Origin of the sequence: Eggerthella sinensis (assembly GCF_003339815.1) — a bacterium.
GTDB lineage: Bacteria > Actinomycetota > Coriobacteriia > Coriobacteriales > Eggerthellaceae > Eggerthella > Eggerthella sinensis.
In genome coordinates, this window is the sequence record NZ_PPTT01000021.1 from 35,767 (window position 1) to 58,960 (window position 23,194).

Here is a 23,194-nt window from a genome sequence, read left to right on the forward strand (position 1 = left end):
TTATGGCATCAATAAAAGACGATCTTAAAAGCGTTGTGGGAAACTTTTCCGTGGCGATGATTGCGCAGATCGTTGCTCTCGGCATGAGTTTTCTTCAATCCTTCCTTGTGCCTAAGCTTTTAGATGTCGAGGAGTTTGCCTATTGGCAGCTGTTTGTCTTTTACGCAAGTTATACGGGCTTTTTCACTCTGGGGATCAACGATGGCATTTATCTTGTGCTTGGTGGGAAGACAAGGGACGAAATTGACAAGCGAAGCGTCGAGTCCCAGTTTATTGTTGCGCTTGCAATGCAGGTTGTTATCTGCGCAGTTGGCATCGTCTATGCGTTTGGATTCGTAGAGGAGCAGAGCAGGCAATACGTTCTTATTGCGACGGCAGCCTATCTCCTTCTTTACAATATGAGTGGTTTTTTGGGATATTTCTTTCAAGCGATGAACGAGACGCGGCTGTTTTCCTTCTCGACTATGATCAGCAAGGGGCTTTATCTCGTCCCCCTAGCATGCATGCTTGCCCTGAAAATTACCGTTTTCGTTCCGTATGTTGTTTTGTACGTCATGGTTCAAGGCGTCGCGTTCGTTTATTGCGTCTTCATGGCGAGGGATGTTCTGCGCTCCAAACCGTACGGTGCCAAGCGTTCGATAGAAGAGTCGTTCGCCAGCGCAAAGGTTGGAATCATCTTGATGCTTTCCAACATCGCCAGCATGCTCATTCTCGGCGTGCTTAGGTTTATAGTAGATGAGCACTGGGGCATCCAAGTGTTCGGCGAGGTTTCGTTCGCGCTTCAGCTGGTTTCCCTTTTCATCGTGTTCGGCTCTCAGCTAGCGATGGTCCTTTTCCCTGCTCTTAGACGTATCGATTCCTTGAAACTGGCGAGCATCTACACTCTTATCAGGAAGACGCTAACGCTCGGGCTGCCCGCCATCTATCTGTTTTACTTCCCGGTTGAGATGGCGTTGAGTTGGTGGCTTCCTCAATATGTAGCAAGTCTCCATTATCTTGCCATCCTCCTTCCCGTATGCTTGTTTGATTGCAAGATGAACCTTGTTGGAACCACTTTCTTCAAGGTGTTACGTCAAGAAAGGCTGCTATTGCTCGTCAACGTCTTGAGCGTTGTCGCATCGGGCGTTTTTGTGGGCGTATCGGTCTATGTCTTCGACAGTCTGCTTGCGGCAATGGCTTGTACGGTTTTGGTAGTCTGCTTTCGCAGCACGATAAGCGAAATTGCGCTTAGTAAGTATTTTCAATCCTTTCATCTGAGAAGCTTGGTGGCCGAAATCGTTTTGTCTGTTGCGTATCTCGTCCTAATCATTAATGTCGCCAATGTCCTGGCAGCCGTTCTTTATTCCATCCTGTATTGCGGCTATATTCTTATCAACCGGAAAGACGTGGTATCGCTCATCACCGCAATGCAAAAGAGGAGATAAGAAGAGGTCAACTTCATTATCTTGCGCAAAAGGAGTCACTTGAACGTTACGATGTTGATCGTGATCGATTTTTTCTTATAAAATGCTGCTGTTAATATGGTAAACGGCCGTTATTCCGTGTCCTTCTGAGCGGATATCTCGTACGCCTCATTAGCTATGCCGTTGAAGTCAGAGATTTGGCAACACAGAAAACTATTTGTCTGTATCTCTAATTAATGAGTCGAAATCAAGATTAATCACAACTCTCGCCGAGTGCTACCGGTTTTGATAGAGACGTGGATGTGGATGCAAGCTCGACGATTTTGCTCTTCGAGTCGGGCTGTATTGCGAGTGCTCGAGCGTCTCGTCGAGTCGGCCGACTCCGGAAGTAGGCACCTTCGTCCTTCCGCCAGTCTTTCCCGTCGATGCCGAGATGGCTGTATAGCGCAACAGGTCAAACGCACCTCCTGCGCTAGCGGCCCATGGGATCGCGCTACAGCGTCGGCCACCACGCACGGTGCCTTCGCCCCAGCTTCGACCTCGACGGCCAGCCCAAGTTCGAACGGGTCGCGTAGCCTGCGCGTCTACCTTCTTCAGCCGTCTCGTGCAGGAACGGGCCGGCGGTCCGCCTGGAAAGCTTAGTGTGAGCGTGGTGGAACGGCAGCTCGGTGCAGTGGCGTAGGATCCGACCAGCTCGTCGTCGAACCGTTTCTAAACTTCGGGACTCACGCGCTAGCCAGGGTGCAACTCGAGGGCCTTGTCGAGTGAGCGAAAGCGGATGGCGTCCGCGCACTCGAAGCGCCGGGACCGGAGCGTCACCTGGCTTTGCTCGCGCAAAAGCGTAGTTCTCGCGCACGTCGTGCACCTTCGCGCCACACTATCATTATTGTGGTATTACATGCGTAATACATGTATTTTGCATGTAATGAGAATTATCAATATCTACGTCTCTAACAGAAACCCCTCCACCACCTCGTTGAACTTCTGCGGGTTCTTCCTCGCCGCAAAATGATCCCCCTCTACGAAGGCCAACTGGGCGCCTGGGATGCTGCTTGCTATCAACCTGGTGTGCTCCTCCTTGATCATGTCCCTCGTGCCGGCCACCACGAGCGTCGGCACGCTCAGGGCAGGTAGCTCCTCAGGGGCGATGTTCGGGTCGTTCACCATGAGGCCGAGCGTTTCGGCGTTGCGGCGCGCCTGCTCGCTCCATCGTCCGAAGAACGACGCCATACGATAGCCCATGACGATGGGCAGCTGCACCGACGGTTTTACGCCGCCGGCGTCGAGGTTCGCGCCGTTGAGCACGAGCTTGTCCACGCGCTCGGGGTGCGCAAGCGCGAACACGAGGGCGATGTTGCCGCCGTCCGAGAATCCCAGCAGGCGCGCGCGCTCGATGCCGTGCTCGTCCATGAAGGCGAGCAGGTCGTCGGCGAACTGGCGGATGGTGAAGGGCGCCTCCCCGCGCGGCGAGCGCCCGTGCCCGCGCGTGTCGAGCGCGATCACGCGGAATCGCGACGCGAACGCGTCTATCTGATGCTCGAAGTACGTGCCGTCTTCGCCGTTGCCGTGCAGCAGGATGAGCGTCTCGCCCTCGCCGGCTTCTTCATAGTGCAGATCGACGTCCATCGCCGCTCCTCGTCTCGTGCCGTATGGGGTGCCGATCCATGATAGCATGCGCCGTTATGCTACACTTTCGAGCCGTTACCACCTGAAAACGACGAACGAGGGGGCACCGGTGCCTACGGCGCAAGACACGGCGGGCGCGGCGGAAGCCGACGGCCTGCGCATCGACGAATCCGAGCGCAAGAGCTGGGCGAGCATCGCCTTCATCCGCGCGGGCGGCATGTTCAGCGCGCCGACCCTCATGGTGGGCGCGGCGCTGGGCCTGGGGCTTGCGCTCAGCGGAGCGGCCCTCGCCACGCTCGTGGGGTTCGGCTTCATCGTTGCCTACATGTGCTTCGTGTCCATGCAAGCCTCCGACCTGGGACTTCCCACGGCATCGCTCGCGGCGCCGGCGCTGGGGCGCACGGGCGCGCGCTACCTCGTGTCGCTCATCGTGGGCGTGGTGACCATCGGCTGGTTCGGCGTGCAGACGGCCGTGTGCGGCGCATCGCTGGCGCTCATGCTGGAAGGCGTGTTCGGGCTGGCGGTGCCCGTGTGGGCCTGCTCGGTGGCGCTCGGCGCGCTCATGCTGGTCACGGCTTTGGTGGGCTTCGACGGCTTGAAGTGGGTGAGCTCGGTGGCGGCGCCCTTGCTCGTGCTCATCTGCGTGTACGGCGTGAGCGCTTCGGTGGCGCAGACGGGCAGTCTCGACGCGCTGTTAGGCTACGTGCCGCTGCCCGCCGACGCCATCGGCCTCATCGCCGGGGTGAATATGGCCGTGGGGCTGTTCGCGTTCGCGGGAGCGACGGCGGGCGACTTCGCGCGGTTCGCGCGCACGCGCAAGGACGCGGTGCTGTCGTGCGTCGTCGGCGTCATCCCCGCGGCGCTCGTGGCCCTCATGGCAGGTGCGGCGCTTGCCATCGTCACCGGTCAGGGCGACATCGCCGTCATCATGAACTCCATCGGCCTGCCAGCGGTGGGCCTCCTCGCCCTCGTGCTGTCGGCGTGGACGGTGAACGCGAGCAACGTGTACTCGGCAGGCCTCGGCTTCGCCGTGATGCTAGGCAAGGACGAGGGCGGCAGCAAGCTGACCACGGCCGTCTCCGGTATCGCGGGCATCGCGCTGGCGGTGGGCGGCATCCTCGGGCAATTCGAGGCGTTCCTCACGGTGCTCTCGGCCTGCGGCCCGGCGCTCGCGGGCGTCATGGTGGCGGACTACTGGCTCGTGCGGAAGGGCCGCCCGGCGAACGTGCGCGTGGTCGCGGGCATCTCGGCCGCGGGCGTGGCCGGGCTCGTGTGCGGCATCGCGGTGGCGCTTGTCGCGGGCGGCACGTTCGCGCTCGTGCCGGGGCTCGAGATGCTCGACGTGCCGTTCTTCGTCGGGCCGGTGAACGGCATCATCGTGGCGATGGTCACGTACGTGGCGGCGTATCGCCTGACGGGCGGCGAGCGATTCGCCGGCGGCATCGCGTTTGCGCGTCCGACGGAGCCGGGCGCCTCGCCCGACAACCTGGTGTACAATCGTACGGTCGTCGCGAAAGGAGAGGGCGAATCGTGCGGTTCATAGACGTTGACGATGTCGAGGACATCGCGCTGGGTTCGTCGCTCCTCGGCGCGGGCGGCGGGGGAGACCCCTACATGGGCCGCTTGGAAACCATCACCGCGCTCCGGGCGTGCGGCCCCGTGCAGCTGCTCGACGCGGACGAGGTTCCCGACGACTGGACCGTCGCTTCGATCGGCAGCGTGGGCGCGCCGACGGTGGTGCTCGAAAAGGGCGTGAACGGGCAGGAGTACGCCCGCGCGCTCGACATGCTGCAACGGCGGCTTGGCAGGAAGATCGACGCGTTCGTGCTGGCGGAAGCGGGAGGCCTCAACTCGCTCGTGCCCATCGCCGCTGCGGCGCGCGTGGGCATCCCGGTGGTGAACGTCGACGGCATGGGCCGCGCGTTTCCCGGGCTGCAGCAGGACACCTACTGCATGGCCGGCATCCCCACCACGCCCATGGCGTTCGTGGACGAGAAGGGCAACCGCACGCTCGTCGAAACCATCGACAACGACTGGACCGAAGCGCTCGGCCGGGCGGTGACCACGGCATGCGGCGGCGCGCTCATCAACGTGGGCGCGTCCATGACGGGCGCGCAGATGAAGGCGTGCGCCGTGCGCGACACGGTGGACCTGGCGCAACGCCTCGGCCGCGTCATCCGCACGGCGAAGGATGCGCAAGGCTGCACGCCGCGTGCGTTCTTCCTGCGCGAATCGGGCGCGCTGCCCTTCCTTCAGGGTAAGATTTCCGATGTGCTGCGCGACACGCGCGACGGGTTCAACGTCGGACGCGCCGTGCTCGAAGGCGTCGGGGAGGACCGGGGCCGCACGGGCTCGGTGGTGTTCCAAAACGAGAACCTGTACGCCGAAGTGGACGGGCGCGTGGTGATGAGCGTGCCCGACCTCGTGTGCCTCGTGGATGCGGAAACATTCGTGCCCGTGACCACCGAGGCGCTCAAATACGGCAAGCGCGTGCTGCTGGTGGGACTGCCCTGCGACGCCGCCTGGCGGACGGACGCGGGCGTGGCACTGGGCGGACCTGCGTTTTTCCGCTTCGACATACCGTACGTGCCCATCGAGGAAAGATACGAGACGTTCAAAGGAGAGCATACGTGCGCACTATAGGCATTCAGGAAATCGAGGACATCGCGCTGGGCGCGGCGCTCCTCGGCGCGGGCGGGGGCGGCGACCCCTACATCGGCAAGCTCACGGCCATCGGCGCGGTGAAGGAATGCGGCGAAGTTGAGCTCATCAGCGCCGACGAGGTTCCCGACGGCGCGTTCATCATGCCGGCCGCGTCCATGGGCGCGCCCACCATCCTCGCCGAGAAGGGCGTGGGCGCCAACGAGTTCGCCAAGCTGTTCGACATGGTGTCGCGCTACTACGGCAAGCCCGTGTACGCCACCATGCCCATGGAGGCCGGCGGCGTGAACTCCATGCTGCCCATCGCGGCGGCCGCGCGCCTCGGCATCCCCATGGTGGACGCCGACGGCATGGGCCGCGCGTTCCCCGAGCTGCAGATGGTCACGTTCACCATCGGCGGCGCGTCGGCCACGCCCATGGCGTTCATCGACGAGAAGGGCAACTCGGGCATCCTCGACACCATCACGAACAAGTGGACCGAGGACATCGCCCGCGCGGCCACCATGACCATGGGCGGCACCATCACCATCGCGCTGTTCTGCATGGACGCCGACACGCTGAAGAAGTACGGCGTGCACGGCATCGTGACGCGCTCGGAGGAGCTGGGGCGCGCCATCCGCACGGCGAAGGAGGGCGCAGCGGCGGCCGGCCTCACGCCCGAGGAGTACTTCCTGCAGTTCACGGGCGGCCACAAGCTGTTCAAGGGCAAGATCGCCGACGTGCTGCGCGAGACGCGCGGGGCGTTCAACTTCGGCAAGGTGGTGCTCGAGGGCATCGGCGAGGACCGCGGTTCGAGCGCGTTCGTCGAGTTTCAGAACGAGAACCTGGCCTGCACGGTGGACGGCGAGATCGTGGCCACCGCGCCCGACCTCATCTGCCTCGTGGACACCGAGACGTTCACGCCCGTTCCCACCGACGCGCTCAAGTACGGCAAGCGCGTGCTGGCGGTGGGCCTCGAGTGCTTCGACATGTGGCGCACGCCGGCGGGCATCGAGCTCGTGGGGCCGCGCTACTTCGGCATCGATACCGACTACATCCCCGTGGAAGAGCGCTCGGCGCGGAAGGGAGCGTAAATGTACAAGCTGGGCATTGACGTGGGCGGGACGAACACGGACGCCGTCTTGATCGACGAGAACCTGGACGTGGTGGCTGCCGTGAAGAACCCCACGTCGGGCGACATCTACACGGGCATCATGGGCGCGGTGGACGCCGTGCTCGAGCAGAGCGGCGTCGATCGCGCGCTCATCGGGCAGGCCATGCTGGGCACCACCCAGTGCACGAACGCCATCGTGGAGCGCAAGGGCCTTGCGCCCATCGCCATCCTGCGCATCGGCGCGCCGGCTACGGTGGGCATCCCGCCCATGGTGGACTGGGCCGACGACATCGCGGCGGTGTGCGTGGACTCCACCATCATCGAGGGTGGCTTCGAGTACGACGGCAAGCGTCTGGCGGTGTTCGACGAGGCCGCGTGCCGCGCCTTCTTCGAGGGCGTGAAGGGCCGTGTGGAAGCCGTGGCCGTGTCGTGCGTGTTCTCCACCGTGCGCAACGACGACGAGCTGCGCGCCGCCGAGATCGCGCGCGAGGTGCTGGGCGAGGACGTGCACGTGTCCATCTCGAGCGAGATCGGCTCGATGGGCCTCATCGAGCGCGAGAACGCCACCATTTTGAACGCGGCGCTGTACGATGTGGCGCGGCGCTTCACCGAGGGCTTCGCGGCGAGCTTGGCCGACAAGGGCGTGGTGAACGCCGACGTGTACCTGTCGCAGAACGACGGCACGCTCATGACCATGGAGCACGCGCGCCGCTATCCCATCCTCACCATCGCGTGCGGGCCGACGAACTCCATCCGCGGCGCGAGCTACCTGTCGCATCGCGACGACGCCATCGTCATCGACGTGGGCGGTACCACTACCGACCTGGGCGTTTTGAGCCACGGCTTCCCGCGCGAGAGCGGCGTGGCCGTCACCATCGGCGGCGTGCGCACGAACTTCCGCATGCCCGACGTGGTGAGCATCGGCCTGGGCGGCGGTTCCATCGTGCGCGTGGCCGACGACGGCAGCGTAACCGTGGGGCCCGACTCGGTGGGCTACGAGATTGCGAGCAAGGCGCTCGTGTTCGGCGGCGACACGATGACCGCCACCGACATCGCCGTGCGCCTGGGCATGGCGTCGGTGGGGGACGAGGCGCTTGTGGCTTCCATCCCGCAAGACGTGGCCGAGCGCGCCATGGCGGCCATTCGCCAGCTGGTGGAGGACGCCGTCGACGTGATGAAGGTGTCGAGCGACGACATCGACGTGGTGCTGGTGGGCGGCGGCGCCATCGTGCTGCCGCACGATTTGGCCGGCACGGCCGAGGTGGACGCGCCCGAGCATGCGGGCTGCGCGAACGCCATCGGCTCGGCCATCTCGAAGGTGAGCGGCGTGTACGAGGCGCTCGTGGACTACGACGTCACGCCGCGCGACGAGGCGCTGGCCATCGCGCGTGCCGCTGCCGTCGACGCCGCCGTGGAGGCGGGCGCCGTGCGCGACACCGTGGAGATCATCGACGCGGAAGACGTGCCCCTGGCGTACTACCCGGGCCACACGAATCGCGTGAAGGTGAAAGCCGCCGGGGATTTGGCGGCGATGTAGGGAGAAATCCAGCTTCGGGTGCCCTGCTTATCGAATGCGGCCGTCGTATCGACGGCCGCATTCGTCGTTTGTTGAGACGATTCATTGGCATTCCCTTGTGTTATCATACGAATGGATGATACTTTGAAAGGAAGGCTGGGCGCGCGTGTTCGAGACGTTGCGGGTGAACGATACATCGGGCGTTCCCGTGTGGATTCAAATCCGCAACCACATGATCTTCCTCATTCGATCGGGGCGGCTGCGGCCGGGGGACACGCTGCCCACGGTGCGCGAGCTGGCCATCCAGCTGGGCGTGAACTACAACACCATCCACAAGGTGTATCAGGACCTCGAGACCGACGGACTGATCCTGTCGGGGCGCGGAAAGCGCTCGACCATTGCGGAGATCGACCGGGAGGAGCTCAACCTGCCCGATTCTCCGGTGGACGTTGTGATTGAGGAGCTGATACGCGTGGTGCGGGAAACGGGGATTTCCCGCGTGGACGCGATGGCGCGGATCGAGGAAGCGTTTGCGACGCTCGACGAGTGACAAGGGGAGAGCCATGAGCGAGAAAAAGCCGTATTTTGACGAGCGGGACGAGGTGAGCGCCGACGACGTCGTGATTGCGACCGAGGCGCAGTTCGACGAGACGACGACGAGCCGAACCGGCGCGACGGCGCTTCGATGGGTGTTGACGCTGCTGGTATGCGCGCTGTTCGCGGGCGCGGCGTGGCTGTTGCAATCGCTCGCGGTCGCCATTGTGGGTGTGTTGGCAGCCGGCGTGCTGTTCAGCTGCATGCACGTCGTGCTGGAGTGGGAGCGTTCGGTTGTTCTTCGCTTCGGCAAGTTCAACCGCGTGGCAGGCCCCGGCCTCATCTTCATGATCCCGCTCGTGGAGTACTCGGCGGCCACCGTGGACATGCGCATGCGCTCGACGGCTTTCAAGGCCGAACACGTGCTGACGGCCGATCTCGTTCCCGTGAACGTGGACGCCGTGCTGTTCTGGACGGTGTGGGATGCGGGAAAGGCCTGCTCGGAAGTGAAGAACTATGTGCGGCTCGTCTACTGGGCGGCGCAAACCACGCTGCGCGACGTGATGGGCGCGGTGAACATCGCCCAGCTGAGCACGCGCCGCGAACAGATCGACCGCGAGGTGGCCGACATTCTTGAGCGCAAGACGAACGAGTGGGGCATCACGGTGGTGTCGGTGGAAATCCGCGACATCGAGATTCCCGACGAATTGCAGGAATCTCTTTCCGCCGAAGCGCGTGCCGAGCGCGAATACAACGCGCGCGTCATCCTTGCCGAGGTGGAGAAGGAGATCTCCGAAATGTTCGTGGACGCCGCCCGCACCTACGGGCGCGAAGACGCGGCGCTCCAGCTGCGCGCCATGAGCTTCGTGTCCGACAGCGTGAAGGAGAAGGGCGGCCTCGTGGTTATCCCGAGCGCCCTGTCGGAGGCCTTCGAGGGCTTGGAAAAGCTCACGAAGGGGTAGACGCCCTGCGCACGATGCCGATCGTGCGATCGTCGGTGGCTTGTTCATGGTAGGGGCCTTGCCGGATGCGCGGCGGGCCCCTTCTCTATTCTCAAAAAAGAATCATATACCTGTAAGACAAGTATCACAAATTTGTATGATTTATGATAGGATACGAGAAGAGGGCGAGTATCAAGCAAAAGGAGAGGAGATCGACGATGCGGAAACATGTTTTGTGGACCGGCATCCTATGCTCCGCTGTGGGACTGACGCTGGTGGCGTGCGTTCCCAACGTGGAGGGGAGCGCGGAAAGCGAAGCCGCCGCCGACGGAAGCGCGGCGCTGCAGACCACGCCCACGGGTGAGGCGGGCAGCCTGCAAGAGGTCTACGACGCAATGAACAAGGTGCACGGCGAGAACATGCCGGAGGTCAGGACGCTTGAGGATGGCACGCAGGTACAATTGACCCCTGACGTGGATTTCTCCTATTGGCATTTGGGTGACGTGCCATCTTCGTACAACACGAACTACCTGAACGCCGACAATCGCGGCTGTGTATCGTGCCACGAATCGGGTTTGAAGGATCTCGTGCTGAACAAGCTCGACTACGAGCATATCGACATCACCAACAACATGGGCACCGATCTGACCCCGATGGACTGCCAGATATGCCACGACGTGGGCACGGGCTACGTGACGAAGAACTTCGAATTCGGAAACCTGATCCACGGCATTCACAGCAAGGATTCCTTCAAGGGCGATTGCATGTCCTGTCATGCGGCCACGGCCGACGGCAACGGCATGATGCTCTGGGAAGAGGCGAAGTACACCGCCATGCAGGGCATCACGTTCTTGCCCGACGAGGACTTCAGCGCCGATCTCTCCTATGAGCAGGAAACCACGAACGACATGTTCAACCTCACGTTCTACACGGGCGATACGAATCGCGAAGCCGTGGACAACGCCATGCAGGGCAAAGAAGAGGACGAGGAAACGTTCAACTCCTGGGAGATCAGCGTGACGGGTCTGGTGGATAAGCCCTTCTCGATGACGCTGCCCGACCTCATTGCGCAGGCGCCCAGCGAGACGCTGATCAGTTCCACGCAGTGCGTGATGAACAGCCCTGGCGGCGAAATGGTGAGCAATGTGGAGATCACGGGCATTCCGGTATCTTGGCTGCTGGACAAGGCGGGAGTGAAGGACGGAGCGACGGCGCTCATGGCTACGGCTCCCGACGGCTGGTCGCGCGGCGAGACGCTGGAGACGCTTGCGGACAAAGGCGCGTACCTGGTGTACGAGATCAACGGCGAGCGCCTGTCGTGGGAAGAGGGCTACCCGGTGAGGATTTGGTACCAGAACCGTGGCGTGCCTTCTTCCATCCGCTGGACATCCGAACTCGAGGTCGTGGATACCGATCCGTCCGAGGTGAAGGTGTTCGAGGGTTGGCAGCTCGACGAGACCAACACGCTTGACCCTGCGGATGAGGGGACCTGGTTCAACAAGCCCAACGTTGGCATCGCGCACTTCCATGAGGGGCAGATCATCGATGCCGGTAAGCCCTACGAGTTCGAGGGGTACGCCCAGGGCTTCGATGAGCACGTGGTGGCCGTAGAGTTCTCGCTCGACAACGGCGCAACGTGGAAGCGCCTGGACACGGCCGATTCCGATCCGACCAAATGGGTGTACTGGCACTTCACGTACACGCCCGAGAAGGCGGGATCGTACGTGCTCAGCGTGCGTGCCGTAACGGAAAGCGGCTTGGTGAGCGCTACGCCCGACAAGGTCATGTTCAACGCGAAGTAAATTGGTGAAACAAGTGCCGTGCCCGGCATGCGGTGCACGCCGGGCACGTGATAAGAGGAGGTGCGCAATGGGCACGTTGAAGAAAACGTTGGTGCTGGGAACCAGCTCGGTGCTTGCGCTGGCGGGTATGAGCAGCGGTTTTGCCTTGGCTGCCACCGATGCGAGTGCGCAGGAGGACGCGCCGAGCGCGGCGTCCCACGATGCGAGCGCGGCATACGCGAAAACCGACATCGTTACGCTTGATGCGGTGGAGGGGCAGTTCGCTTTCACGCAGAGCGAAACGTCGTCCAACGAGGACATTCAGAAGAATCTGGGAGCGTCGCAGTACCTGTGCGGAGCACGGCCGATGGGCGAGGCATCCGCTGCGGATGTGGCGCCTGAGGATTGGCAGATCGCCGTCGGCGGCGCGGTGGCGAACCCGTACGTCGCAACCTACGGCGAGCTCGTCCAGACCGACGAAGTGCAGTCGCTGCTGATGGGCTGCGCGTGCGCCGGAAACCCCGCCGATGGCAAGGCAAGCGCGAACGCCGAAGTCACGGGCATCTCGGTGCTCACGATGATCGGCATGGCGCAGCCGGACGCGAATGCGAACACCATCGTGTTCACGTCGGCCGATGGCTACGAAGTGGCGTTGCCGCTGTCGTACGTGCAGCGACGGTACTGTCCGGTCGTGTTCGATGTGAACGGTGCACCGCTGGCCGAGAGCGTTGGCGGCGTGAACCAGCTATGGCTGGGCTCCACGTCGGCGAACTACTTCGCGCGTGATGTGGTGGCAATCACGTTGGAGGAGCGCGAGACGCCCCCGCCAAGCCCGAGCAGCGACGAGGCACGCGAGGCGTATGCCAACCTGCCGAACATCGGCGTGCTTCTGGGCGGCGACGTCGCATGATTCCCCTCGTGCGGGGAAACGTTGGGAAGCCGGTCAGGCTCAAGGGAACCGCGTATGACTTCGATCGCACGATTTCGGCCGTGCAGTTCTCGCTTGACGACGGCGCCCACTGGACCGCGTACCCGACCGCGAACACCAACGATTATCAAAACGTCAGTTGGGTGTTCGATTTCACGCCGCCGCAGGCGGGTCGGTACCGGATGAAGGTAAGGGCCGTGAACGATCGGGGCGAAGCGAGCCCCGAGGCGGCGTATGTTGAATTGGAGATTGACTGAAAGGGGGAAGCATGCAAGCGAGCACAATGATGACGCGGCGGGTTCTGCTGCAAGGAACCGCCGCGCTGGGAATCTCCGCGCTTGCGGTCGGCGGGGCTGCGTGCGCGGGGAGTTCGGCCTACGCCGAAGACGCGAGCGCGGCGGCGAGCGGCTCGCGCGTCGGGGACGTGCAATACGGCTTCCTCGTAGACCTGGGGAAGTGCGTGAACTGCGAGCTGTGCATCGAGGCGTGCCGGCGGGAGAACCGCCTGTCGGACGATACGCCTGACAGGCGGCGGATAACCCTGTTCGTGAATGCGAAAGGGGAGAACGTCACCTTGTCCACGTCGTGCATGCACTGCGCCGAACCCAGCTGTCTGCGCGTATGCCCGGCGGGTGCCATCACGAAGGGCGAGGCGGGTATCGTGTCGGTTGACCAGGAGCGTTGCATCGGATGCAAGTACTGCTTCCAGGCGTGCCCGTACGAGGTGCCGCGGTACAACGCCTTGAGCATGGACAAGTGCGACTGCTGCCTGGGAGCCGGCGTCCCGGCAGGGGAAACGCCGCACTGCGTGCGCGCGTGCAAGTTCGACGCGCTGCAATACGGTCCGCTCGAAGAGTTGAAGGCTCAGGCGAACGGCTCGGCAGTGCCCATCGCGCAGGAGAACGACCCGTCGTGCCTGCTGCTGGGAACGAGGGGGTGAGTGGGATGCTGCAATTGACCTGGAGCTGGCAACCGGCGCTCTACTTGTTCTTGGGCGGTATGGGCGCCGGGGCGTTCGTCATGGCGGCCGTGCTGTTCCTGATCGACCGGACACGCCATCGCTTGATCGTGTGCGTGTCGATGTGGGCGGCGCTCGCGAGCCTCGCGGTGGGCTTGCTGCTGTTGCTCTCGGAGCTCATCACGCCGGCGCGCGGCCTGCTCATGTGGCAGAGCTTCGGGCATTTCACTTCGTGGATGACCTACGGCGCATGGGGCGCGTTTGCGGCTATGGCGGTGTTCGCGGTGTCGGCGCTGCTGGCAACGAGGCCGGTGGGCGTGTGGCTGGCGACGAAGTGGAAATGGTTCGAGAAGCACGGCGTGGCATTGCGTCGGGTGCTGGCCGTCGTCGGCATCGTGCTGGGGGCGTTCGTGGCGGTGTACACCGGCATGCTGCTCATGTCCGCGGGCGGTGTCCCTCTGTGGAACACGCCGCTGCTGCCGGCGTTGTTCACGGTGTCGGCGTTTGACACGGGCGTGGCGCTGGTGGAAATCGTGGCGGTCTTGCTGTCGAAGAAAGACGCCCTTGCTCCCAAAGCGCGCGTGATCATGGAGCGCGCGGTGGTGGTGCTCGTGCTGGTGGAATGCGTGGTGATGGCGGCGTTTCTGGCGAGCATGCTGGGCGCTGACGATCAGACGGCGATGGGCGCGACGGCTGCGTCCTCTGCAGCGTTGTTGGTGTCGGGCGGCCTCGCGGCCTGCTTCTGGGGCATGGTGGTGGCCTGCGGACTGGTGTTGCCGCTCGTTATGGCTGCTGCGGGGCTCGTGCTGCATCGGAGAGGCGGCAAGAAGCCGTGCTCCAAACGGCTTCAAGGGGCGCTCATGGCCATCGGTGCTGCGGGAGCGTTGATAGGCGGGTGCGAGCTGCGCTTCTTGATCCTCGCGGCGGGCATTCATGCCGACGTGGTGGCCGAAACGGTGAGGAGCCTGATCGGATAAGCGAGGGGGTGGCACCTCCCTCGCCATCCTCCGCGTGCGAACCGGCAGCTTTCGGGCTGCCGGTTCGCGTTGCGGGATGCATTTTGCACAGGCTGCTCGCTTGTGGTACGGTGGGCGCGCGTGTTTTGAGTGCGCGTGACGAGGGGATGGCGGCTGGTGAAGGGAGTTGGCGGTGACGCATCGCGTAGGGGAGCCTCTCGAGTTCGACGGATACGTGGATGACTTCGAGCGCAACGTGTCCGCCATGCAGTTTTCGCTGGACGGCGGCGTTACGTGGACAACCTATCCGACGACGGATGTGGCCATCGACAAAGGCGTCAACTGGCGCTTCGTGTATCGTCCCGAACGTCCCGGGCGCTATCTGCTGAAGGTACGCGCGGTCGACGGAGAAGGCGCGGCGTCGGACATCGTCGCGGAATACGCGTTCGAGGTGGAGTTGTGACAAGCGCGTACGGCGGGTTCCGTTTGCGCGCCATCGACGGCGGGCCGCTTGAGGGGTCCCTGCTGTTCCGCTCGGCCTCGCTCGCGCACATTACCGAAGACGAAGCCGCGTATCTGGTGGGCGATTTGGGCGTGCGGTCGATTTACGACCTGCGCAACCAGTGGGAAGTCGCGTCGAGTCCCGAGCCGCGCATCATGGGCGTCAAGACGCTCGCATTCGAACCCTCCACCGACCGCGGCCGTTCCGACGCGTCGCGCCGCCTCGTGGCCGGCGTCATCGGCGAGTACGGTGCTCCCGAAGAGCGCATGATTCGAAACTATCGGCGCTACGCGCGCGAGTTCCCCCTCATGGGCACGGTCTTGCGCACGATGGCCGCCGAGCGCCGCGCGGCGCTCGTGCACTGCGAACACGGCAAGGACCGCACGGGCGTGTTGTGCGCCGTGCTGCAGCGCATCGCGGGATTCTCGGAGGACGACGTCATGGCCGGGTACCTGGCGACGAACCAGGTGAACGCCGCAGCCACGACCCGGGAGATGTCGCAGCTGGAGCAGGGGATGACGGACGAGGAGCGCGCCGTGCTCCGGTCGTTTCTCGAGGCGCGGCCAACGTACCTGCGCGCGTTCTTCGACGAGATCGACGGGCACGCCGGCGGGTTCCCGGCGTACGTGCGCGACGCCCTGCGCCTGACGCCGGTGCAAGTAGCGAATCTCCGCGAGCTGTTGAACCGCTGAGTCGCGTGCGGCTTCGCATAATCGTTGAGTGCCGTTCTTGCCGTTTGCCGCCGGTTTCCGATCACCAGGGCTTCCGCTTCTCGGGCGCTGTGCTATACTGTGCCCGCGCTTTAGTACAGTAAAGTAGAAGAGTGGTTGGAGCGGCGGGGTTCTTGAGGGAAGGACGCGCTTCGGCCGGTTTGGGATGATGGGAGATGCGATGAAGAAGAAACTCGTTGCGATCGTGGCCGCGGCTGCGACGCTGGCACTTTCCGCGGTGCTGCTGGCCGGCTGCTCCGGCGGCGGGGACGCGCAGCAGGGCGCCGACAGCTCGACCTCCGACGGCACGTTCACGCTGTCGGTGGGATTCGACCAGGGCTATCCGCCGTACGGCTACGTGGGCGACGACGGCCAGTTCACGGGCTTCGACCTGGAGCTCGCCAAGGCCGTGTGCGAGAAGAACGGCTGGAACCTCGACCTGCAGGCCATCGACTGGGATGCGAAGGACGCGCTCATCGGCAGCGGCTCCATCAACTGCATCTGGAACGGCTTCACCATGGAGGGCCGCGAGGACGGTTACACGTTCTCCGAGCCGTACATGTACAACGAGCAGGTTGTGGTGGTGAAGGCCGACAGCGGCATGAAGAAGCTCGAGGACCTCAGCGGCAAGATCGTGCTCACGCAGGTTGACTCGGCGGCGCTCGACGTGCTTGAGAGCACCGAGGACGGCGGCCAGGCCGAGCTTGCGGGCACCTTCAAGGAGCTGCAGACCATCGGCGATTACAACAACGCGTTCATGCAGCTCGAGTCGGGCATGGTCGACGCTGTTGCGTGCGACCTGTCCATCGCCAGCTACCAGATGGCCGCGAAGCCGGATGCGTACGTGAAGCTGGGCGTGCTCGCTCCCGAGAACTACGCCGTGGGCTTCAAGAAGGGCGATACCGAGCTGGCCAAGCAGGTGACCGACGCCCTCAAGGCGCTCAACGAGGACGGCACCGTGAAGCAGCTGTGCGAGAAGTACGCCGACCAGGGCATCACGTACGACAACTGGGTACTGTAACGTTCCGTCGGCCTAACGGCCGACGGAACCGCTCGACGCTGCGGGCCGTTCGCGCACCTCATCTTCGCGCGATCCCGCAGGCTTGCGTACCAAAGTACGCGACGCCTGCGCGATCCCACGAATCTGAGGCACGGGAACGGCCCTCGCTGACGTGTATCGAACCTGCGATGTTTGAGAAAGGCCGGACATGGAATTCGCAACCATGATGGAGCTGTTGCTCTCGGGCTTGGCGTTCACCGTGCAGATATTCTTCATCACGCTCGTCGGCTCGTTGCCGCTGGGCGTGCTGGTGGCGTTCGGGCGCATGAGCTCGTGCAAACCCGTCGCGCTCATCACGCGCTTCTACATCTCCGTCATGCGCGGCACGCCGCTCATGCTGCAGCTCATGGCGCTCATGTTCGGCCCGTACTACCTGTTCGGCCTGCAGCTGGGCAACGATTGGAAGTACGTCGCCTGCTCCATCGGCTTCATCATCAACTACGCGGCCTACTTCGGCGAAATCTACCGCGGCGGCATCCAGTCCATCCCGCGCGGGCAGTACGAAGCCGCCGAGGTACTGGGCTACTCGCGCGCGCAGACGTTCATGAAAATCGTGCTGCCGCAGGTGGCCAAGCGCATCCTGCCGGCCATGAGCAACGAGATCATCACGCTGGTGAAGGACACGTCGCTCGCGTTCGTCCTGGGCATCATGGAGATGTTCAGCCAGGCCAAGGCCATCGCCGCCTCGCAGATCAGCCTGCTTCCCTACGTCATCGCGGGCGTGATTTACTGGCTGCTCAACTTCATCGTTGAAATCATCCTGACGCGCATCGAAAAGCGCCTGAACTACTATCACGACTAGAGGAGCCTCCATGACGAACGAACGACCGGTGGTGTCGCTGGAACACGCGCGGAAAAGCTTCGGAGACACCCCGGTGCTCAAGGACATCTCGCTCACGGTGCGTCCCGGCGAAGTGGTGGCCGTCATCGGGCCGTCGGGTGGCGGCAAGTCGACGCTGTTGCGCTGCATGACGCTGCTCGAAACGCTCGACGCGGGGCGCCTCGCGTACGGCGACCTCGCGGTGGCCGAGAACGGCGCGGCGGGGGCGCAGTACGCGTCGAAGGCCGTGCTGAAAGAGGCGAAAACCCGCTTCGGCCTCGTGTTCCAGAACTTCAACCTGTTCCCGCACTACACGGTGATGAAGAACATCACCGACGCGCCGCTCCACGTGCAGAAGCGCCCGAAGGCCGAGGTGCTCGACCACGCGCGCAGCCTGATGGCGAAGATGGGCCTCGAGGGCAAGGAGGACATGGTGCCCTGCGAGCTGTCGGGCGGGCAGCAGCAGCGCGTGGCTATCGCCCGCGCGCTGGCGCTCAACCCCGACGTGCTGTTCTTCGACGAGCCAACGAGCGCGCTCGACCCGGAACTCACGAAGGACGTGCTCAAGGTGATCCGCGATCTGGCGGCCGAGCACATGACCATGGTGATCGTGACGCACGAGATGAGCTTCGCGCGCGACGTGGCCGACCACATCGTGTTCATGGACGGCGGCGTCATCGTGGAAGAGGGTGTGGCCGAGCAGCTTATTAACAACCCGCAGCACGAGCGCACCCAGGCCTTCTTGGCGAAGTACGAAGAGGGCTAAGCGCCGCGACGAGACGCGTCGCTGTTGAGGTCCTTCGACTCCGGCCTTGGGCCTCCGCTCGCTCAGACAGCAGGGGGCGGCACTTTGCTATACTTGCTGCGAAGGAGCACGACGCGAAAGGTGGGCGACATGGCTATCGACAAGGTGAGGGCGCACCTGCGCGCGCTGGGTATGGAGGAGCGCGTGCTGGAGTTCGAGACGTCGAGCGCGACGGTGGAGCTTGCCGCGCAGGCGGTGGGGTGCGAGCCCGCGCGCATCGCGAAGACGCTGTCGTTTCACGTGGGCGATCGCGTGGCGCTCGTGGTGGCCGCCGGCGACGCGCGCATCGACAATCCCAAGTACAAGGCCCGGTTCGGCTGCAAGGCGAAGATGCTCGCCGCCGACGAGGCCGAGCCCCTCGTCGGCCACGGCGTGGGCGGGGTCTGCCCGTTCGCGCTCAATGACGGCGTGGACGTGTTCTTGGACGAATCGCTGCGCCGGTTCGACGTCGTGTACCCGGCGGCCGGCAGCGCCGCGAGCGCGGTGCGCCTCACGCCTGACGAGCTGGAACGATGCGCCGAGCCCTGCACGTGGGTCGACGTGTGCAAGGTTGTCTGATGGTGGCCTTGCAGCCCGACGAGGGCACCGACGGCGCGGTGAAGTTCTACATCGTGCGCCATGGGCAGACGCTGTTCAATGTGATGGGGAAGGTACAGGGCTGGTGCGACACGCCGCTCACGGACGAGGGCGTACGCGGGGCGCAGGCGCTGGGGCGCGGGCTGACGGGCCTCGAGTTCGCGGCGGCGTACTCGAGCGACAGCGGGCGCGCCGTGCAGACCCTCGATGCGCTCCTCGACGCGCGGGAGCGGGAGATGCCCGGCATCGTGCAGCCGTCGTGGCGCGCGTCGGACGCGCGGCTGCGCGAGTGGTGCTACGGCGATTTGGAGGGCGAGCCGGGCGAGCGCCTGCACAAAACGCTCACGGCGGGGTTCGGCCGCGAGCTGCCCATGGAGGAGCTCAACCGTCGGCTGCCCGAGGTGGCCGACGTGCTGGCGAACGCCGACACGTCGGGCCGGGCGGAGCGCTTCGACGCCATCGAGGCGCGCTTGCGGCAGTTCTTCCTCGATGCGGGCCGCACCACGCGCGCCGCGGGCGGCGGCAACGTGCTGGTGGTGACGCACGCGTTCGTCGTGCGCTCCATCGTGTACCTGCTCGACCCGTCGCGCGTGAACGACCCGCTGAAAATCCTCAATGCGAGCGTGACCGAGGTGGCCTTCGACGGCGAAGCGTTCTCGCTCGGGGCCGTCGGCTCCACCGCATGGCATCGCCCGTGAGCGGAAGGCTGCGGGCTACCAACGATCCCAGCTGATGATGCAGGCCGGGCCGTGCGGTCGCGGGTTGTCGTCCGAGGGCGCGTCGCGGTGCGCTCCGTGCCCGTGATGCGAGCAGTGCCGGTGGTGCGTTCCGCGTCCGTGCTTCGTCTCTTCTTGCTGGTCGTCGGCGGGTTGGGACGGGTCGGGAGAGCCGGGGCGCTCGTCTTCCTCGTCGAGCGGGTGCTTGCGTGAGCCCATGAGCCAGGTGGCGGCCACCATCTGCGCTGCGAGGGGCATGAAGCGCGTGGAGAACGCGCCCACCTTGTTGTACCAGCCGGTGACGGCGCAGCGCTCGCCGCGCATGAGCGCGCGGTAGGCGCGGATGGCCGTCTCATCGGCGTCCATGGCGAAGAACTTCCAGGCGGGGGCGTCCTCGATGCCGGCGTTGTGCGCGAAACCCGTGAGCGTGGCGCCGGGCAAGACGGCGGTGGCCGTGACGCCCGTGTGCTTGAGCTCGGAGGCGAGCGCGGTGGTGAACGACAGCACGAACGTTTTGGCCGCGCCGTACAGCGCGTTGTAGGGGCAGGGCACCTTCGCCATCATCGAGCTCATGTTGAGGATGCGTCCGCGCCCGCGTTCGAGCATGGGGTGCAGAAAGACGCTGGTGAGCTCCGTGAGGTTCACCACGCACAGCTGCAGCATGGAGCGGATGTCGGAAATGCCGAGCTCCGAGAACTGCCCGGCGGGGCTGTAGCCCGCGTCGTTCACGAGGATGTCGATAGCGAGGTTGCGGTCGCGTACCGCCTCGAACAGCTTGCGGGCGGCGCCTTCGCGCGACAGGTCGCAGGGGATGGGCGTCACGTCGATGTCGAGGACGCGCAGCTCCTTCGCCTGCTGCTCGAGGGCGTCCTCGTCGCGGGCGACGGTGACGAGGTTGTAGCCGTCGCTGGCGAGCAGCAGGCACAGCGATGCCCCGATGCCGCTCGTCGCGCCGGTGACCAATGCGGTTTCAGCCATGATGGCGCTCCTTTCGATGGGAGGGCGCAAGCGCCCGTGTGTTCTCCTGCATCATAGGAGCGCCGCCGCGCACCGCCGGGAGCGGTGTCCAGACTGTTGGAAAGGCGCGACCGGAACGCCACCGCGCCGCAAGACGGCGGGCTCCTCGGTGCGCGGTCGCGGGGGCGTTGGCCTCGCGTGCCGTCGCGGGTTCTTTCGCGTTGCAACGGTTGACGCGTTCTCGTGGCAAATTTTTTCGCGATTGCGGGCGAAGAACGGCGCGAGTCCCGCACTCGCTTCGCGCGATCAGGCACGATGCGGGGCCACGCGCTTTCGCGGCCTCCTGTGGAGCTCGAAAGGCGCTTTCCGGGCCGCAATCGCGAAAAAATTTGCCATTGTTCGGCCGGATTCGGTGCAGAGGGGCGGAGCGATGCGATTACTCGAGATTGGCGGCTTCTCCTTCGAGCGATGCGCAAGGGGAGGTCGGTTCGGTCGCGCCCGTGGCCGCGGGTGCCTTCGCGTCATCGAGGTTGCGCATGCCGCGCGCCACGAGGGCGAGGGCGGTGATGGCAATCCAGCACCCCACGAGCACGACGGCCGCCGTGGAGGTTCCCAGCGTGTCAACCGCCACGGAGGTGGCGAACACGGCGATGGGCGCCGCCACGAGCAACAGCGAGTTCTGCGTGCCGAGCGCGCTGCCGCGCGACTCCTCGGGGATGCGGTCGAGCATGAAGAACCCGAGTAGTGCCGAGGCGGGCCCGGCGCTCACGCCCAGGATGAGCGCGCCCAGCATGAGGAAGGGATAGGAGGGCAGCGCGCCCAAGATGGCCACGCCGATGAGCATGCCGAACAGCGAGAGCACGTACCACGAGCGGCGCGAGAGGCGCGGCGCGAGGGCGGCGTAGCCGAGTGAGCTCATCAGCAGGCCGAACGACATGACCGACAGCACGTATCCCAGAAGTTCCGGGTGGCCGTTCGCCGTGAAGTACACGGGCAGCACGAGGCCCTGGAACGAGCCCATCACCATGACGATGCCGAAGGTGAGCAGCGTCGATGCCGTGAGGATGCCGTCGGTGCGGAACAGCACGCGCGTGCCGGTGCGCAGCGCGTCGAAGGCCGACGCGACGAACCCGCGCTGTCCGAGGTCGGAGGCGGCGACGTCGGCGGGGGCGGCGGTGCCCGTGCCGCGCACCGCGCCCACCGAGCGGGGGATGGTGAGCGTGGCCAGCGCCGCGAGGAACGACAGCGCGGCGGTGAACCACAGCGACGGCACGCCGCCCACGGCGCCGATGAAGAAGGCCGCAAGCGCGGGGCCGACGATGGTGGTGAGCGAGTCGAGCGACTGCGACAGCCCCATGAAACGCTGCAGGTCCACGTCGTCGCGCTCGGTGACGGCGGGCAGCAGCGCGTCGCGCGCGGTCATGCCCGGAATGTCGCCCACGGCGCCCAGCAGGCCGAGCGCGACGAACCACCAGAAGTTCAATCCCCACACCATGTCGACGATGGGGATGAGGGCGACGCTTCCGGCCGACACGAGGTCGGAGATGATGGAGATGGTGCGGCGGTTGAAGCGGTCGAGCGCCGCCCCGCCCACGATGCCGATGATCATCTGCGGGACGGCGCAGATGAGCGCGAGCGTGCCTGCGGCCAGCGCGTCGCCGGTGGTGGCGAGCAGGATGAGGGGCAGCGCGATGCCGGCGATGGAGTTGCCGAGAAGCGACAATGCGTTCGATATGAGAAAGCGGATTGATATGCGGCCGTGCATGGAAGGGTCCTTTCTCGCTGATGTTGCTAGAAAGGAGTAAAAACTACGACGTTACGTCGGGGTCAAGCGGTTTGTGAAGGATGTATGGAAGAGCCGCGCTCGAGTATGTACGCCTCGAGCGCTTCCTCGAGGCGATCCGTCGCGATGCGCTGAGCTTCATTGAGATTCTTATTCGTGATTTCGCGCATCAGGTCGTCGGCGACGCTGTCGTAGTCCTTGTCCCAGTTCGCAGGATCGAAGCAATCGATGAACGGGCCGAGCAATGCGAGCGCGGTCTCCACCGCCTGCTCGATCTCGTCCTGCGAGGCGTCGGCGGGCAGATCGTCGAAACGTGCCTGAACCGCACGGAGTTGGTGCACGGTGTCGCCATCGAACAAGGCCGTCAATACCCGTTCGAGCTCGTCGGTATCTTCCTCGGTGAACAGGTTCCCGGCAATGAGAAGGGCTTCGCGGTCGCTGTTCGTGATGGTTGAGCTGGGGAAAAGGACCTCGAACTGCTTCTTGATGCGTGCAAACCGCACCGGCAAATCAGGGTCGAACCGCTCCCGCTTGAGCAGCGCGATGGTGCGGCGCTGCTCTTCGAGGCGCTCGATCTGCAGCGCCAGCTCGCGGTCGAGTTCGTCGAGGGCGGCGTCGGCGTTCGGCCCCGACGAGTCTGACAGGTTGCGGTCCATCTCGTCGAGCACCTCGCCGATGCGCGACAGCGAGAATCCCAGCGTGGTCAGCCGTTTGATGCGCAGCAGGCGCACGAGATCGTCCACCTCGTATTCGCGGTAGCCGTTCGCGCCGCGCGGCGGCTCGGGCAAGAGCCCGATGGCGTGGTAATGCCGCAGCGTGCGCACGGTAACGTCCGCCAGCTTCGCCACCTCGCTCGACTTCATGGCGG

The 23,194-nt window shown here is 64.4% G+C and carries 23 protein-coding genes; 19 read left to right on the forward strand and 4 right to left on the reverse strand.

The genetic code is table 11. From position 1 onward, the window contains the following. Positions 1–2 precede the first annotated feature (2 nt). A complete protein-coding gene (locus C1876_RS11895; protein WP_114546942.1) occupies positions 3–1,424 on the forward strand; it encodes a lipopolysaccharide biosynthesis protein in 1,422 nt (473 codons plus the stop codon). A gap of 921 nt (positions 1,425–2,345) precedes the next feature. Here the strand turns inward: C1876_RS11895 and C1876_RS11900 are convergent. After that, positions 2,346–3,029, reverse strand: coding sequence for an alpha/beta fold hydrolase (locus tag C1876_RS11900; protein WP_114546943.1), 684 nt, complete (start codon positions 3,027–3,029; stop codon positions 2,346–2,348). Between the two features lie 109 nt (positions 3,030–3,138). Between C1876_RS11900 and C1876_RS11905 the strand changes: the two genes are divergently transcribed. The 18 genes from C1876_RS11905 (at position 3,139) to C1876_RS11995 (ending at position 19,568) form a co-directional block, all read left to right on the forward strand. Next, a complete protein-coding gene (locus C1876_RS11905; protein WP_114546944.1) occupies positions 3,139–4,572 on the forward strand; it encodes a cytosine permease in 1,434 nt (477 codons plus the stop codon). Beyond that, positions 4,560–5,672: an S-methyl thiohydantoin desulfurase family protein gene (locus C1876_RS11910; protein WP_114546945.1), complete on the forward strand. Its 1,113-nt coding sequence runs from the start codon at positions 4,560–4,562 to the stop codon at positions 5,670–5,672. The genes C1876_RS11905 and C1876_RS11910 overlap by 13 nt, the downstream gene beginning before the upstream one ends. Further along, positions 5,660–6,763 (forward strand): S-methyl thiohydantoin desulfurase family protein, encoded by a 1,104-nt coding sequence (locus tag C1876_RS11915; protein ID WP_114546946.1) that lies wholly within the window; start codon positions 5,660–5,662, stop codon positions 6,761–6,763. Before C1876_RS11910 ends, C1876_RS11915 begins: the two co-directional genes overlap by 13 nt. After that, complete coding sequence (locus tag C1876_RS11920; protein ID WP_114546947.1) at positions 6,764–8,320, forward strand: hydantoinase/oxoprolinase N-terminal domain-containing protein; 1,557 nt, start codon at positions 6,764–6,766, stop codon at positions 8,318–8,320. A gap of 145 nt (positions 8,321–8,465) precedes the next feature. Further along, positions 8,466–8,849 (forward strand): GntR family transcriptional regulator, encoded by a 384-nt coding sequence (locus C1876_RS11925; protein WP_114546948.1) that lies wholly within the window; start codon positions 8,466–8,468, stop codon positions 8,847–8,849. A 13-nt stretch (positions 8,850–8,862) separates the two neighbouring features. Next, a complete protein-coding gene (locus C1876_RS11930; RefSeq protein WP_114546949.1) occupies positions 8,863–9,795 on the forward strand; it encodes a slipin family protein in 933 nt (310 codons plus the stop codon). A gap of 197 nt (positions 9,796–9,992) precedes the next feature. Beyond that, entirely contained in the window at positions 9,993–11,576 is a 1,584-nt protein-coding gene (locus C1876_RS11935) for a molybdopterin-dependent oxidoreductase (protein ID WP_158544682.1), read from the forward strand. Between the two features lie 67 nt (positions 11,577–11,643). Further along, positions 11,644–12,465 carry a molybdopterin-dependent oxidoreductase gene (locus C1876_RS11940; RefSeq protein WP_114546951.1) on the forward strand — a complete coding sequence of 274 codons (822 nt, stop codon included), beginning with the start codon at positions 11,644–11,646 and terminating at the stop codon, positions 12,463–12,465. Beyond that, positions 12,462–12,740 (forward strand): molybdopterin-binding protein, encoded by a 279-nt coding sequence (locus C1876_RS11945; RefSeq protein ID WP_114546952.1) that lies wholly within the window; start codon positions 12,462–12,464, stop codon positions 12,738–12,740. Before C1876_RS11940 ends, C1876_RS11945 begins: the two co-directional genes overlap by 4 nt. 11 nt (positions 12,741–12,751) lie before the next feature. Continuing rightward, entirely contained in the window at positions 12,752–13,423 is a 672-nt protein-coding gene (locus tag C1876_RS11950; RefSeq protein WP_244910134.1) for a 4Fe-4S dicluster domain-containing protein, read from the forward strand. A gap of 5 nt (positions 13,424–13,428) precedes the next feature. Further along, entirely contained in the window at positions 13,429–14,418 is a 990-nt protein-coding gene (gene nrfD / locus C1876_RS11955; protein WP_114546953.1) for an NrfD/PsrC family molybdoenzyme membrane anchor subunit, read from the forward strand. Positions 14,419–14,590: 172 nt separating this feature from the next. Beyond that, on the forward strand, positions 14,591–14,860 hold the full coding sequence (locus C1876_RS17855; protein ID WP_114546977.1) for a hypothetical protein: 270 nt from the start codon (positions 14,591–14,593) through the stop codon (positions 14,858–14,860). After that, the gene (locus C1876_RS11965; protein WP_244910135.1) at positions 14,857–15,591 is read left to right on the forward strand and encodes a tyrosine-protein phosphatase; all 735 of its coding nucleotides are present in this window, start codon (positions 14,857–14,859) and stop codon (positions 15,589–15,591) included. The genes C1876_RS17855 and C1876_RS11965 overlap by 4 nt, the downstream gene beginning before the upstream one ends. A gap of 199 nt (positions 15,592–15,790) precedes the next feature. Beyond that, on the forward strand, positions 15,791–16,630 hold the full coding sequence (locus tag C1876_RS11970; RefSeq protein WP_114546978.1) for a transporter substrate-binding domain-containing protein: 840 nt from the start codon (positions 15,791–15,793) through the stop codon (positions 16,628–16,630). 187 nt (positions 16,631–16,817) lie between these two features. Next, on the forward strand, positions 16,818–17,471 hold the full coding sequence (locus C1876_RS11980) for an amino acid ABC transporter permease (RefSeq protein ID WP_114546954.1): 654 nt from the start codon (positions 16,818–16,820) through the stop codon (positions 17,469–17,471). Positions 17,472–17,481: 10 nt separating this feature from the next. Continuing rightward, positions 17,482–18,255 (forward strand): amino acid ABC transporter ATP-binding protein, encoded by a 774-nt coding sequence (locus tag C1876_RS11985; RefSeq protein ID WP_114546955.1) that lies wholly within the window; start codon positions 17,482–17,484, stop codon positions 18,253–18,255. Positions 18,256–18,384: 129 nt separating this feature from the next. After that, positions 18,385–18,852, forward strand: coding sequence for a YbaK/EbsC family protein (locus tag C1876_RS11990; RefSeq protein WP_114546979.1), 468 nt, complete (start codon positions 18,385–18,387; stop codon positions 18,850–18,852). Beyond that, positions 18,852–19,568 carry a histidine phosphatase family protein gene (locus C1876_RS11995; RefSeq protein WP_114546956.1) on the forward strand — a complete coding sequence of 239 codons (717 nt, stop codon included), beginning with the start codon at positions 18,852–18,854 and terminating at the stop codon, positions 19,566–19,568. Before C1876_RS11990 ends, C1876_RS11995 begins: the two co-directional genes overlap by 1 nt. Positions 19,569–19,583: 15 nt before the next feature. Here the strand turns inward: C1876_RS11995 and C1876_RS12000 are convergent, their stop codons facing one another. The 3 genes from C1876_RS12000 to C1876_RS12010 all read right to left on the reverse strand — a co-directional run bounded on the left by C1876_RS12000 (position 19,584) and on the right by C1876_RS12010 (position 23,189). Continuing rightward, complete coding sequence (locus C1876_RS12000; RefSeq protein WP_114546957.1) at positions 19,584–20,564, reverse strand: SDR family NAD(P)-dependent oxidoreductase; 981 nt, start codon at positions 20,562–20,564, stop codon at positions 19,584–19,586. Between the two features lie 415 nt (positions 20,565–20,979). After that, a complete protein-coding gene (locus C1876_RS12005) occupies positions 20,980–22,308 on the reverse strand; it encodes an MFS transporter (RefSeq protein WP_114546958.1) in 1,329 nt (442 codons plus the stop codon). Positions 22,309–22,370: 62 nt separating this feature from the next. Continuing rightward, positions 22,371–23,189, reverse strand: a complete 819-nt coding sequence (locus C1876_RS12010) for a MerR family transcriptional regulator (protein ID WP_114546959.1) — start codon at positions 23,187–23,189, stop codon at positions 22,371–22,373. Between the last annotated feature and the right edge of the window lie 5 nt (positions 23,190–23,194).